Raw genomic sequence first — 12,834 nt, 5'->3', positions numbered from 1 at the left:
GGGCCTCTCTCGCGTCCGGCCTCGCGCGCGCCGGGCGGCCCGAAGCGCGCGAAGCCGCCGTGCTGTTCCTGCTGGATTCGGGCCTGGCCGTTCGCCGCGCGGCTGCTTCCGCGCTCGCACGGGCCGCCGCGTCGCTCTCGCCCGTGGACCTTCGCCGCCTGATCGCCATGCGCAATTGGCGACCCGAGGCCGAACGTGCCGAAGTCGACGTCGTCATCCGCAATGTGCGGAGCGCCGGCATCGGCTGCGCGCAATGGGAGGCCGGCGGCACGGAAGCGATCATCGGCACCGGGATCGACGGCTCGGCAGCGCAAGCGTTCCTGCTGGTCTCGCCGGCCGGACGCAGGAGGCGCATCTCGTCGATCCTGACGAAAGGGGCCATCGCGGATGCCTGGAGCGGCGAACCGGAGACCCGGCGACGGATCGAGGCCGCGATGGCGGACTCCGGGGGGAACGTGCCCCAGATCGCGGTCTCGCGGTCCTATCTCGACCGCATGCTGTCGCACGCTCTGGCGCTCACGACCGATCGGGGCGAGGTACCGCCGCTCGGGCTGCTGCAGGTCGCGGAGACGATCGGCGGCGCCGACTGGCAACCCGCGCGCATCGACGTCCGCAAGGCGCTCGCCGAGCTGGTCGCGGCCCTTCCGGATGCGATGCGCGAGCCGGCGGCCGTTGCGGAGGTGCTGCGCCGGAGCGACGAACTGGCCGATCTCGAGGCGATCGAACAATCCTGGTTCGAGGACGATGCGCAGATCGAAGAGATCGTGGCGGGTCGACGCGTGCGCGGTCGCACGAAGCTAGCCACCTACCTGCTGCAAACCGTCATCGCCCGCCGCCGCGACAAGTGGGCCGAGCTGTTCCTGCACACGGCGATGTGGATGCGCGAAGCCCCTCCCGAGGCCGATCTGTGCTGGCGCGAGCTGGCCCTGGTGGCCGAGGCGGTCGCGGGCGGGCGGGATCTGGGCGAGATCGGATTGATGCAAGCCATCGCGGAGCGCACGATCGCAGCGGCGAGCCTGCCCTGCTCATAACCCGCCACTAACCATCCAAACGGATCATTGCCCAATTCGTGCCGCGAGGGGTAGTTGAGTGTTGCCATCGGCCGAGCCACTCGGACGGCTTCACCGATTCGCAACGCTCGGCTGGTCTTCTATCTGCGTCATGGTCACCGACACTGCAATCGCCCCCGCCTCAAAGAATCGGCGCGACGACGAATCGCCTGATCGCTCCGATCGCGGGGTCGCGCTGGCGTACAGCGCCTTCATGAGCATGTCCCGAGCCGTTGCCATCGTCGGACCCGATGGCAAGCTGCTCCTGCCCAATTTGATGTTCGACAAGCTGTTTCGCAACTCGGACATTCTCGATCGCGTGAACCGTGAAGCCGCCAGTAACGATGGCAGAAGCGATTGCCAGATCACTCTTTCCGACGGCCGCGCCTTCTGGGTCGAGGCGATACCGATGGAAGACGGGTGGCTGGTCAGCGCCTACTGTATGACCGAGCGGTCGGCCAAGGCGCGCACCGACACGGTAACCAAGCTCGGCAATCTCTTGATGTTCCAGGAGCGACTGACCGAGCTGTTCGAGAACCCGGCCTCCGCAGCGGACGGCGCAGCGGTCCTGGGGATCGACCTCGATCGCCTCAAGGCCGTCAACGAAACGCTTGGACGCAACGTCGGCGACGAGCTTCTATGTCTCGTTGCAGACCGGATCCGCTCCGTGCTCGAAGACGGCGACGTCGTTGCCCGATTGGGAGACCACAGGTTCGGCATTATCCAGACCGGCCAACCGGAGCCACAATCGGCGGCTGCCCTCGCGAGCCGACTCATCGATCTGATCGGTCGCTCCTACGTGCTGGATGGTCAATTGATCGAACTCGCCGCGAACGTGGGCATCGTCTTGTTCCCCGCCGGTGCGACCGACAGCGAGCAGGTCTTGAGAAACGTCGATCTCGCTCTGCTCCGCACAAAAAGCGACGGGCACGGAACCTATCGCTTCTTCGATACGGCGATGGACGAAACGATGCAGTTTCGCCGGAATCTCGAAATCGACCTTCGCCGCGCTCTGGCGCAAGGGGAATTCGCGCTGGTCTATCAACCTCAATTCAATCTCGGCTTGAACGGTGTCACCGGATTCGAAGCCCTGCTCCGCTGGCAAAGTCCAACCCGGGGAACGGTCTCCCCCATGGACTTCATTCCACTCGCGGAAGACACCGGCATCATCAACTCCATCGGAGATTGGGTGGTTCGTACCGCGTGCCGGGAGGCGGCGACCTGGCATGGATCGCGCACGGTTGCCGTCAATGTTTCGGCGGCTCAGTTTGCCAACCCGAATTTCGTCGCCACGATCCTGTCGGCCCTGGGAGAGAGCGGCCTCGATCCGCGGCGCCTGGAACTCGAGATCACCGAAAGCGTCATGCTCGATGGTCGAGGCACTGCGCTCTCGATGCTCCAGAGCCTCCGCGAGATTGGCGTACGCGTCTCGCTCGACGACTTCGGAACCGGGTATGCGTCGCTGGGCTATCTGCGCAGCTTTCCGTTTGACAAGATCAAGATTGATCAGTCGTTCGTTCGCGGGAAGTCGAACGACGCCGTCGGCCAGGCCATCGTCCGCGCGATCGCCTCGCTCGGTCAAAGTCTGGGAATGGCGACCGTCGCCGAAGGCGTCGAGACCGATGAACAAATGGCCCGCATCGCCTCCGACGGCTGCACCGATGTTCAAGGCTATCTGATCAGCCGACCGATGCCGCCGGAGCAAATCGACGACTTCTTGCTGTCGCAAAACCAGACTGTGTAACGCATCGGGCGGCGCTCATTCTGAGCCGATCACGACGGCGATAGGCGAGGAAGCCGAGACCGCAGAAGCCGAGGATCATCATCGCCCATGTAGAGGGTTCGGGGACGGCACTTACAGTCGCTACGATGGGTTGGTAAAACGCGATTTGCAGATTGTTGATGGCGTCATTTAGCTCCTGCTGAACGACAGCCATGCAAATTGCGTCACCGCTACACGACGCAACGTTGAACTGAGCGTTAGCGGAAGCCAGGCCAAGATCGTAACCCACCTGATAATTTTGAAGGTTGGCAGCGATGTCGGAGACGAAATTAACTCTCACCGATTGGCTTAAATTGTAGGCCTCAATTGAACCAGGACGACTCCACCAAGAGAAGGACGTGAGTGGATCGACAAATGCCGTGTCAACGAGATTGATCGCGGTGATATCCGTGAGGGTAGCGTCACCCGTGATGGTCCCGGTCAGGGTGTCGCCAAGCAAGTTCTTACCGTACACGTTGTAGATATCGGCATGCGCAGCATTGCTAACTGTGAAAACACATCCCCAAATCAAGGAGGCAACGATGGCCGCCTTCTGAAATCTTGCCATGTGTCCCGCCAATAAAAAAATTAAATAGAGAATAAAATATCCTTTCATCGGCGCGTGCGGCTGTCAACGGCCCAAAGGGACAGACCTTCTGCCCTTGTTTTGGAAATTACAGAATTATGGAATTACAGAATTATGGTGACACTGCTGGACTGCACCAAACCTCGGGTGCCTGAATCCTTCGCTTCATCCAGCAATTTCGCTTCATCCAACAATAGAGAAAGCCCGGGTTGTCCCGGCCATTCTTGCGGCGAGACCGAACCGTGACAGCGTACCAATATTGCGTGGCATGTGCATCAAGCGCCGCCACGGCGCGCTTGGCGGTCTCGGGCGCACGTGACCTGCGCTTTGGGAAACGCCAGTGAAGTCAACGTGCTGCGGCCTGTCCTTTGCCGCCATCGCTGCTCGCGCCGCGGCTCTGCCGCCGACCATAGCTGCCAGCAACCCCGTTTGACTCAAAACAAGGACCGCTCCCTGCAGGCTTGCAATCATCGACCTCGAAAACATCGGGGGAGTGACCAGTCTTGGAGGAAACCGTTGGGGTGCCGGCAAACACGTTGCGTCCGCTGACCGGCAACGAGGCGATCGCGCGCGGCGCGTGGGAAGCAGGCGTGAAGGTCGCGGCCGCCTATCCGGGCACGCCCAGCACGGAAATTCTCGAAAACCTCGGCAGCTACCCTGCCGAAGACGTGCACGCCCAATGGTCGACCAACGAGAAGGTCGCGCTCGACGTCGCGATCGGCGCCTCTTTTGCCGGCCGTCGGGCGCTGGCGGCCATGAAGCACGTCGGCCTCAACGTCGCCGCCGACGCCTTCATGTCGCAGACCTATATCGGCGCGAATGGCGGGCTGGTGCTCGCCGTGTGCGACGATCCCGGAATTCACAGTTCGCAGAACGAGCAGGATACGCGCATCTACGGCGCGCTCGCGACGGTGCCGATCCTGGAGCCGAGCGACGCCCAGGAGGCGCTCGATTTCACCCGGCTCGCCTTCGACCTGTCGGAGCGCTTCGACACGCCGGTGATCGTCCGCGGCACCACGCGATTGTCCCATACCCGAAGCCCGGTCCGGGTCGGCACCCGCGCCGAGATGCCGGGGCTGGGATTTCTGGAGCAGCCCGCGAAGAACGTCATGATCCCGGCTCACGCCCGGCGACGGCACGCCACCGTGCTCGCCCGCGAAGCCAAGCTCAAGGAGTACCTCGAGGACGCCCCGATCAACCGGTGGGAAAGCGGCAATCCGGCGATCGGCGTCGTCACCGCGGGCACCTGCTATCCCTATGTGCGCGAAGTGCTGCCGGACGCCAGCGTGCTGAAGCTCGGGGCGTCCTGGCCGCTGCCCGAAGGCCTGCTCCGCCGCTTCTGCGCGAGCGTCGAGCGCGTGTTCGTGGTCGAAGAGCTCGAGCCGGTGATCGAGCGCGAGATGCGCGCGCTGGGCCTGAAGGTCGAAGGCAAGGCGTTCTTTCCCCGCGAGGGCGAGCTCGGCCCCGAACTGGTGCGCGCCGGGTTCGAAAAGGCCGGCGTCCTGCAGCCCCGCCCAAAATCCAACGCCTGGGCTCCGGAGCCGTTGGTGCGGCCGCCGGTGCTGTGCGCCGGCTGCCCGCACATATCGAGCTTCATGGCCGTCCGCGCATCCGGCGCGCGGGTGGCCGGCGATATCGGATGCTACACGCTCGCCTGCCTCGATCCGTTGCGCGGCATCGACACCACGGTGTCGATGGGCTCGTCGATCGGCAACGCCATCGGCATGGTCAAGGCTGGCGAAACCAGGCCGGTCGTGGCAACGATCGGAGATTCGACCTTCCTCCATGCCGGCATTCCCGGCCTGATCGACGCCGTCTACAACCAGGCCAACCTGACGGTGCTGCTGCTCGACAATCACATCACGGCGATGACCGGCGGACAGGACCATCCGGGCACCGGCAAGACGCTGCGCGGCGAGGAAACCGCGAAGGTCGATTATGAAGCGCTGGTGCGCGCGATCGGCATCAAATGGGTGCGCACCGTCGACTCCTACGATCTTGCGGCGATGTACCAGCAGCTGCGCGAAGCGATCGCCTACCGCGGCGTCGCCGTCCTGATCGCCAACCGGCCGTGCGTGCTCGATCCCGTCAAGATCAAGGGACCGGCGTTGCAGGTGGACACGGCGGAATGCAACGCCTGCCAGGCCTGCATGAACCTCGGCTGTCCGGCGATGAGCTGGGGAACGGAAACCTTCGAGGGCCGGCACAAGATCAGGATCGACCAGTCGCTGTGCATCGGCTGCACGCTCTGCGCCCAGGTCTGCACGGTCGACTGCATCCAGCCGGCCGCGGAGGTACGGCAATGAGCGATCCGGGTTCGACGGAATTGGCGGCGGCGATACCGGTCCCGTTGCCGGGCGCCGGCGGAGCGGAGCCGGTCAACGTCCTGGTGGTCGGCGTCGGCGGCCAGGGCGTGATCATGGTCTCCAAGCTGATCGCCTTGCTGGCGCAGCAGCAGGGGTACGAGGTCAAGCAAAGCGAAGTTCACGGCATGGCCAAGCGCGGCGGCGCGGTGTTCAGCCACGTGCGCTTCGGCAAGCTGGTCTGGTCGCCGACCATCCCGAAGGGCGAGGCCGACTTCCTGGTCGCGCTGGAATGGGCCGAGGGCCTGCGCTGGCTCGACTATCTCCGGCCGGGCACCGGCGTCTTCATCTGCGACACCAAGCAGATCGTGCCGCCCTTCTCGTGCCGCGACCGTCGACCCGGCGCCGCGCTCGGCTACGTGCGCGAGACCGTGAGCGACGTGATCGCCCGGGTGGGAGAAGGCTACGCCATCGACGCCACGCACATGGCGGAACAGCTCGGCAACGATCGCGTCGGCAACGTGGTGCTGCTTGGCGCATTGTCGGCGGCGCTGAATTTTCCGGCGGCGCAGTGGGAAAAGATCGTCGCCGACTTCGTGCCGAAGAAGACCACCGCCGTGAACCTCGAAGCGCTGCGGCAGGGCCGCCGCTGGATCGAGGAGGCGCGCAAGGGTTTGCAGCATCCCGCCTCCGTGCCGCCCCCTCCGTCCCCGACCGTGGCGGACTATCGCGTCAGGCTCGAAATCACGCCGCAATGGTGCAAGAGCTGCGATATCTGCGTGAAGATGTGTCCGGAGCGCTGCTTGCGGTTGAACGCCGAGCGCATCGTCGAACTCGCCGCGCCCGACAAATGCACGGGCTGCCGATTGTGCGAATGGCTGTGTCCGGATTTCGCGATCAGGGTTCATCTCGATCGGACGATGGCCGGTGCCGGCATGGAGGCTGCGCGATGAATGCACGCGATTCCGCTCTGGCCGGCAAGCCGAGGGCGAGATTGATGTCGGGCAACCAATCCTGCGCGCTCGGCGCGATTGCGGGAGGCTGCCGGTTCTTCGCCGGCTATCCGATCACGCCGTCGTCGGAGATCGCCGAGCGGCTGTCGCGCGGCCTGCCCGAGGTCGGCGGCGTATTCGTGCAGATGGAAGACGAGATCGCGTCCATGGCGGCGGTGATCGGCGCCTCGATGGGAGGCGTCAGGTCCATGACCGCGACCAGCGGTCCGGGCTTCTCGCTCAAGCAGGAGAACATCGGCTATGCCGCGGGCGCCGAAATTCCCTGCGTGATCGTCAACGTCATGCGCGGCGGGCCGTCGACCGGCATGCCGACCCGTCCGGCCCAGGGCGACATCATGCAGGCGCGCTGGGGCAGTCACGGCGACTATCCGATCATCGTGCTGACGCCGTGGTCGGTCCGCGAGATCTTCGACGAGACCATTCGCGCCTTCGATCTGGCCGAACGGTTTCGCTCGCCGGTCGTGCTGTTGTACGATCAGGTCCTGGCCCAGCTTTCCGAGACCGTCGTGCTGGACGTCGCCGGCGAGAGGGCGCAGGTCGAGCGCAAATCCGCCAGCATTCCGCGGGCGGAGTTCAAGCCCTATGCCGCCGACGCCGACGGGATTCCGCCGATGGCGCGACCGGGCGCCGGCTATCGCACCCATACTACCGGATTGACCCATAGCGAGAGCGGCTTTCCGACCCAGGATCCGGAAGCCGTGGCGCGCAACCTGTCGCGGCTGTTCTCGAAGCTCGATCGCAACCGCGACGCCATCGACGCATGGCAGACGGTGCAGTGCGACGATGCCGACGTGCTGATCGTCGCGATCGGCATCACGGCCCGTGCAGCCGCCCGCGCCGTCGAACTGTGCCGGGCGCGGGGCGTGCGCGCCGGCCTTTTCCGCCCCGTCACGCTGTGGCCGTTTCCGGAGCAGGCCCTGCAGGCGGCGGCCGCGCGGGCGCGCGCGGTGCTGGTGCCCGAATTGAATGCCGGCCAGCTCTGCCGCGAAGTCGATCGCATTCTCGGCGATACCAGGGTCGAGGGCCTGTTCCGTTTCAATGGTGAGCCGATCGTGCCGTCGGAGATCGCCGAACGCGCGGCGGCACTCGTAAAGGGGGCGTGATGCTGATCGACCAGGCGGCGGAGTTCGATGTCCGGGACTATCTGCGCAAGGAGATGATGCCGCATTTCCTCTGTCCGGGCTGCGGTCACGGCATCGCGTTGCGGGCGCTGCTCTGGGCGCTGCACGATCTCGGCATCGACAAGGACCGGCTTGCGGTGGTGTCGGGGATCGGCTGCGCCGGGCGCCTGTCGGCCTATATCGACGCCAACACCTTCCACGTCACGCATGGACGGCCGCTGGCCTACGCCACCGGGCTCGCCCTGGCGCGGCCCGATCTGCATGTGGTGGTGATCACCGGCGACGGCGACTGCCTGGCGATCGGCGGCAATCACCTGATCCACGCCTGCCGGCGCAATCTGAAACTGACGTGCCTGATGCTCAACAACGAAGTCTACGGCATGACCGGCGGCCAGGTGTCGCCGACCACGCCGGAGATGCTGCTGACCACGACCACGCCGCACGGCAACACCGAGCCGCATTTCGACGCCTGCGCGCTCGCCGCCGCGGCCGGCGCGGGATTCGTCGGCCGCGAGGTCACGCTCAACGTGCCCAAGCTCAAGGAACTGATCCGGGCCGGGTTGATGCATCCGGGCTTTGCCTTTCTCGAGGTCATGTCGGACTGCACCGAGATCTTCGGTCGCAAGAACGATCTGGGGTCGTCGCCGGAAATGATGATGCGGCAGAAGAGCGAATTGCGTCCCACCGCCTATCGCGACACCGTCGACATGCCGTTCCGGCCCAACCACTTGCCGACCGGCATCCTGGCCAAAAACGATCGCCCCGAATACGGCGCGAGCTATCGGGCCGCCGCCGCAAAGGAAGCACGCCGATGAGCGCGTCGCGTATCGAAGTCAGGTTCGGCGGCACCGGCGGCCAGGGCCTGATCCTGAGCGCCAAGATGCTCGCCGACGCCATGGCGGCCGACGGCAGGCATGTTGCGCAGAGCCAGAGCTACGAGCCGACCTCGCGCGGCGGGTACTGCAATGCGGATCTGGTGAGCGCCGAAGGCGAGGTCGATTTTCCGCTGCTGACCGCGATCGACGGCCTGGTGCTGCTCGACCGGCTGGCGGTGAAGCCTTCGTGGCCCCTGCTCAAGCCCGGCGCGGTGGTCATCGCCGATACCCGGCTGTGTCCGGAACTGCCGCAGACCGGGCAGCCCTGTCATCATCTGCCGCTCAGCGCCACCGCGCTGGAGCTCGGCAGCGAGCGCGTGACCAACATGGTCGCGCTCGGCGCGCTGGTCGCGCAGAGCGGCATGTGCGCCCCCGAGCGCATCGAGCAGGCCGTGAGGGCCAATACGCCGCGCGGCTTCCTCGACCTCAACATGGACGCGCTCAAGGCCGGACTCGCGCTCGGCGCGGGGATCGCTGCCGGTCGAGTCGTCGCGGCTCCGAGCGCCTGAGATCGCGCGGGCCGCCTGAGACTGTCGCCGGCCGACTCGCTTGGCGCAGGGCCGGTCGACGCTCATGCGAGTCAATATCAAGCGGCCGGGATGTCATTCCTGGGACTAACTCCGTCTTAAAGTTAGTGGCGTATGAACGAGCAGCCACGGCGCTTGCCCCTCGCCTGGCCCGAGAGTGACCCGAAACTGGCCTGGGGCTCCTTCGAGCTATTCAGCCGCGTGCGTGGCCATCGACACGAACTCCCGCTTCAGTGGAATGCGAAATGCGCAAGAATTTGCCGGTCACCGACCATGAATACGTGCTCGCCGACGACACCCTGATCGTCTCGAAGACCGACCTGAAAGGCAAGATCACCTACTTCAACGACGAGTTCGCGAAAGTCTCGGGCTTCTCCGACGACGAATTGATGGGGCGGCCCCACAACATCGTCCGTCACCCCGACATGCCGCCCGCGGCCTTCGCCAATCTCTGGGACACGATCAAGGCCGGCAAGCCGTGGGCCGGCGCAGTGAAGAATCGTCGCAAGAACGGTGACTTCTATTGGGTCTTCGCCAGCGCGACGCCGGACTGGGAAGGCGGTCAGATCACGGGCTACACCTCGATTCGCACGAAGCTCCCGGCCGATCTGCGCGAGGAGGCCGAACGGGTCTACGCCCTGCTTCGCGACGACAAGGCCGGAGGCTACAGGGTCGACGCCGGCATGATCAGGCGGCGCTCCTTCCTCGATGTCTTTGCGTTCTTCACGGGAACGCTGCGGGCGCGCATCGCCACTTTGGCGGCGACCCTGATGACGTTGATGGCGTTGAGCAGCGCGGCCGGGCATTTCGGCGGCGCGGCGTCGATCGCGATCCTCGGCCTCGGTTGGCTGGTCGGCGGCCTGCTCACGTTCTCCACGATGAGGGCTCTCGGCGGCCCCCTGGCACATCTCAACGAGCTGATGGCAGGCATTGTCCAGGGCCGCTTCGATGGCCGCGTGACGATCCCGCGCGACGACGAGGTCGGCATTGCCTTGCGCAACATTCAGGCGCTGCAGGCCAAGCTCGGCTTCGACAGGGAATCGAGGAGGGACATGGAGGCCCGCGCCGTCCGCCAGCGCAAGGCGGACATGCACAAGGTTGCCGGCGACTTCGAGACCGCGGTCGGCGACATCGTCCAGACGGTTGCATCGACGTCAACCCGGCTCGAAGGCGCCGTCGGCGTCCTGACGCGCACCGCGGATTCCACCCAGCAACTGTCGGTCGCGGTGGCGTCCGCTTCCGAGGAGGCGTCCGCCAACGTCCAGTCGGTGGCGTCGGCGACGGAGGAGTTGTCGTCCTCGGTGAGCGAGATCAGCCGACAGCTGCAGGAGGCGGCCCGCATGGCGGGCGAAGCGGTGACCCAGGCGCGTGACACGAGCGAGCACGTCCATGAGCTGTCGAAGGCGGCCACCCGCATCAGCGACGTCGTCGAGCTGATCAGTTCGATCGCTGGGCAAACCAACCTCCTGGCGCTGAATGCGACCATCGAGGCCGCGCGCGCCGGCGAGGCTGGTCGAGGCTTTGCCGTCGTTGCGTCCGAGGTCAAGGCGCTCGCCGAACAGACCGCGAAGGCAACCGGAGAGATCGGCCAGCAGATCGATGGGATTCAGGCGGCAACGACCGAGTCCGTCGGCGCGATACAGGCCATCAGCAACTCGATCGAGAAATTGTCGGAAATCTCGTCGGCCATAGCCGCGGCCGTCGAGGAGCAGGGCGCGGCAACCGAGGAGATCGCACGCAACGTACAGCAGGCCGCCCACGGCACCCAGCAGGTGACGTCGAACATCGTCGACGTCCAGCGAGGGACGACCGATACCGGAACGGCATCGTCGCAGGTGCTCTCCGCCGCCCAGGCCCTCTCGGCGGACAGCGGGCGTCTCAAGACCGCGATGCAGGAATTCCTCGCCACCATACGGGCGGCATAGCAGCGCGCGTGTCCGTGCGTCACTCCCAAGGGAGAGGTGAACGCCCGATGACGCTCCATCTCGATCCAATTCCATCACGCCTCAGCGTCGGAGCGCCCCGGCGACCTGGCCGACCAGCCGCTCCGCGAGCATGCGATAGCCCTCCGGCGTGAGATGCTGGCCGTCGCCCTGGTGCGGCAGGCCGCGCAGCATCGAATTGGGCAGCATGACGACCGGGACGCCCATCGCGCTCAGCCGGGCCTGGATGGCGGACGTCTGGTCGGGTGCGCCCTTGCGGCGGTCGTTGCCGCCGGGCTGGAGGATGACGACGCTCGTCCCCTTCGGCACGGCGCGGTCGAGCCGGGCGAGCATGCCGCCGGTGGTGTCGCCGTTGATCCCGGCATTGACGACGCGGACGCCGAGGCCGCGCGCCCGCAGCAGCGCCTCGAGCTGCGCCGGATAGGCCTGGGCTCGCGAAACGCCCTTGCCGTAGGTGTTGCTGGCGCCGAGCGCGACCACGGTCGCCGCGCATGCAGCACCCATCGAGACTGTCGCAAGCCCGGCCGCAAGGAGGATCGCTGAAATTCGTCCGAACATCTCCGCCTCCGCGGCGATCACACGAGATTCGCGCGCAAGCCGCAAGTGCGGTCGGACAGCCATCTCAGGCCTGTCGAGGAGATCGAGGATGCGCCCGCAAAACCGGTCGCTTCGGCCGGTAGTAGCCCCGGGAAAACGCCGCGCTATCTGAACAGATCGTGGGACGAGGGCGCGGTCTGCCTGATCCGCCGGACGCTGACCGGCGTGCCGTCGGACACGAACAGGAGCTCATAGCTCCTGCCGCTGCTGTCGGTCGCCGAGCAGGTGATGCTCTTGACCTGCCTCGCGGCGAAATTGCCGGTCTGCCGACAGACGCCCGTCGACGTCTGCTCCGCCGGCACCGGCAGGCCGTCGACCTTGGGCCGGTGCTTGGAGTTGAGCAGCATGCGGTCGATCGGCAGCTCGTAGGAGTTGTCGTCGGCGCGCTTGCCGTTCTCGCCGGAGAAGGAGACGACGTGGTTGTCGTCGGTGGGATCGTCGAGCGCCACCGCAAAATTGACCCGGCCCTGGTCGCCATGGGCGTAGGCCACCGCCTTGCAGGCGAACTCGCGGCCGGCGACCTTCAGCGTCTTGCAGCGTCCCGACATCAGCGCCAGGAGGTCGATGATGGATTGCCGGTCGGGCGGATTGTTGACGGCCACCACGTTGGCTTCGGGCGCCAAAGAGCCGGCGAAACAAGGGGTTGTGAGCGCAACCAGGGTCGCGGCCAGAAGGGGGCGGCAGAGGCGCATCATGGGGCTCGCTCGGCGATCTCTCGGTTCAGGCAGGTTCCGCGCATCAACGATCGAACCATGAAATGGTTGCGATCTCGTTTGCCGTCCGACGTCAGTCTGGAATACCACCGTGCCACCCACAAGCGATTCGCGAAATCGCCGCTTTCATCCCCGCGCGCACTTGCTGCCAAGGCCGTGTTTTTTTCGTGGCGAAGCCCCAAAATAAGGATCACGCCGCCTGCTTCATGGTGCGGGCAAAGGCCGGGTAAGTCTCGGCCAGCTCATCCAAAATCCGTCCGCGCAACAGTTGCAAGGTTTCTGCGTCGGGGTGCGGCGTCTCCCGCACCACCTCCGGTTCCTCGTAGTCGAAGCCGGTATTGGCCC

The 12,834-nt window shown here is 65.6% G+C and carries 10 protein-coding genes and 2 pseudogenes; 8 read left to right on the top strand and 4 right to left on the bottom strand.

The window, feature by feature from the left end; translation table 11 throughout:
- Both KGM94_RS17550 and KGM94_RS17545 read left to right on the top strand, forming a co-directional pair.
- Positions 1-1,031 (top strand): annotated as a pseudogene (locus tag KGM94_RS17550) (hypothetical protein); the annotation flags it as partial.
- A 130-nt stretch (positions 1,032-1,161) separates the two neighbouring features.
- On the top strand, positions 1,162-2,793 hold the full coding sequence (locus tag KGM94_RS17545; RefSeq protein WP_300261929.1) for a bifunctional diguanylate cyclase/phosphodiesterase: 1,632 nt from the start codon (positions 1,162-1,164) through the stop codon (positions 2,791-2,793).
- On the opposite strand, the gene KGM94_RS17540 is transcribed toward KGM94_RS17545, so the two are convergent.
- Positions 2,729-3,427 (bottom strand): PEPxxWA-CTERM sorting domain-containing protein, encoded by a 699-nt coding sequence (locus tag KGM94_RS17540; RefSeq protein ID WP_300261926.1) that lies wholly within the window; start codon positions 3,425-3,427, stop codon positions 2,729-2,731. The genes KGM94_RS17545 and KGM94_RS17540 overlap by 65 nt on opposite strands.
- Positions 3,428-3,918: 491 nt before the next feature.
- On the opposite strand from KGM94_RS17540, the gene iorA reads away from it, so the two are divergent.
- The 6 genes from iorA to KGM94_RS17510 all read left to right on the top strand — a co-directional run bounded on the left by iorA (position 3,919) and on the right by KGM94_RS17510 (position 11,161).
- Positions 3,919-5,703 carry an indolepyruvate ferredoxin oxidoreductase subunit alpha gene (gene iorA / locus KGM94_RS17535; RefSeq protein ID WP_300261923.1) on the top strand — a complete coding sequence of 595 codons (1,785 nt, stop codon included), beginning with the start codon at positions 3,919-3,921 and terminating at the stop codon, positions 5,701-5,703.
- Positions 5,700-6,653 carry a 2-oxoacid:acceptor oxidoreductase family protein gene (locus KGM94_RS17530; protein WP_300261920.1) on the top strand — a complete coding sequence of 318 codons (954 nt, stop codon included), beginning with the start codon at positions 5,700-5,702 and terminating at the stop codon, positions 6,651-6,653. The genes iorA and KGM94_RS17530 overlap by 4 nt, the downstream gene beginning before the upstream one ends.
- Entirely contained in the window at positions 6,650-7,816 is a 1,167-nt protein-coding gene (locus KGM94_RS17525; RefSeq protein ID WP_300261917.1) for a 2-oxoacid:acceptor oxidoreductase subunit alpha, read from the top strand. The genes KGM94_RS17530 and KGM94_RS17525 overlap by 4 nt, the downstream gene beginning before the upstream one ends.
- On the top strand, positions 7,816-8,649 hold the full coding sequence (locus KGM94_RS17520; protein WP_300261914.1) for a 2-oxoacid:ferredoxin oxidoreductase subunit beta: 834 nt from the start codon (positions 7,816-7,818) through the stop codon (positions 8,647-8,649). The genes KGM94_RS17525 and KGM94_RS17520 overlap by 1 nt, the downstream gene beginning before the upstream one ends.
- A complete protein-coding gene (locus KGM94_RS17515; protein WP_300261911.1) occupies positions 8,646-9,218 on the top strand; it encodes a 2-oxoacid:acceptor oxidoreductase family protein in 573 nt (190 codons plus the stop codon). The genes KGM94_RS17520 and KGM94_RS17515 overlap by 4 nt, the downstream gene beginning before the upstream one ends.
- Positions 9,219-9,481: 263 nt before the next feature.
- Complete coding sequence (locus KGM94_RS17510; RefSeq protein ID WP_300261908.1) at positions 9,482-11,161, top strand: PAS domain-containing methyl-accepting chemotaxis protein; 1,680 nt, start codon at positions 9,482-9,484, stop codon at positions 11,159-11,161.
- 81 nt (positions 11,162-11,242) lie between these two features.
- Here KGM94_RS17510 and KGM94_RS17505 read toward each other — a convergent pair whose 3' ends face one another.
- From KGM94_RS17505 to KGM94_RS17495, 3 genes and pseudogenes are all read right to left on the bottom strand, one after another.
- Positions 11,243-11,683, bottom strand: coding sequence for a GDSL-type esterase/lipase family protein (locus tag KGM94_RS17505; protein WP_300261905.1), 441 nt, complete (start codon positions 11,681-11,683; stop codon positions 11,243-11,245).
- Between the two features lie 197 nt (positions 11,684-11,880).
- Entirely contained in the window at positions 11,881-12,468 is a 588-nt protein-coding gene (locus tag KGM94_RS17500) for a hypothetical protein (protein ID WP_300261932.1), read from the bottom strand.
- Between the two features lie 211 nt (positions 12,469-12,679).
- Positions 12,680-12,834 (bottom strand): annotated as a pseudogene (locus KGM94_RS17495) (CoA synthetase); the annotation flags it as partial.

The organism is Bradyrhizobium sp. (assembly GCF_028868675.1).
Lineage (GTDB): Bacteria > Pseudomonadota > Alphaproteobacteria > Rhizobiales > Xanthobacteraceae > Bradyrhizobium.
The sequence above is the reverse complement of the archived record's forward strand: the minus strand, read 5'-3'. Positions and strand labels throughout refer to the sequence as shown.

What these genes read in the sequence shown, in the direction of transcription:
- KGM94_RS17545 (WP_300261929.1), top strand. Translation starts at nt 1,162, where the DNA reads ATGGTCACCGACACTGCAATCGCCCCCGCCTCAAAGAATCGGCGCGAC.
- KGM94_RS17540 (WP_300261926.1), bottom strand. Translation starts at nt 3,427, where the DNA reads ATGAAAGGATATTTTATTCTCTATTTAATTTTTTTATTGGCGGGACAC.
- KGM94_RS17530 (WP_300261920.1), top strand. Translation starts at nt 5,700, where the DNA reads ATGAGCGATCCGGGTTCGACGGAATTGGCGGCGGCGATACCGGTCCCG.
- KGM94_RS17525 (WP_300261917.1), top strand. Translation starts at nt 6,650, where the DNA reads ATGAATGCACGCGATTCCGCTCTGGCCGGCAAGCCGAGGGCGAGATTG.
- KGM94_RS17520 (WP_300261914.1), top strand. Translation starts at nt 7,816, where the DNA reads ATGCTGATCGACCAGGCGGCGGAGTTCGATGTCCGGGACTATCTGCGC.
- KGM94_RS17515 (WP_300261911.1), top strand. Translation starts at nt 8,646, where the DNA reads ATGAGCGCGTCGCGTATCGAAGTCAGGTTCGGCGGCACCGGCGGCCAG.
- KGM94_RS17510 (WP_300261908.1), top strand. Translation starts at nt 9,482, where the DNA reads ATGCGCAAGAATTTGCCGGTCACCGACCATGAATACGTGCTCGCCGAC.
- KGM94_RS17505 (WP_300261905.1), bottom strand. Translation starts at nt 11,683, where the DNA reads ATGGGTGCTGCATGCGCGGCGACCGTGGTCGCGCTCGGCGCCAGCAAC.
- KGM94_RS17500 (WP_300261932.1), bottom strand. Translation starts at nt 12,468, where the DNA reads ATGCGCCTCTGCCGCCCCCTTCTGGCCGCGACCCTGGTTGCGCTCACA.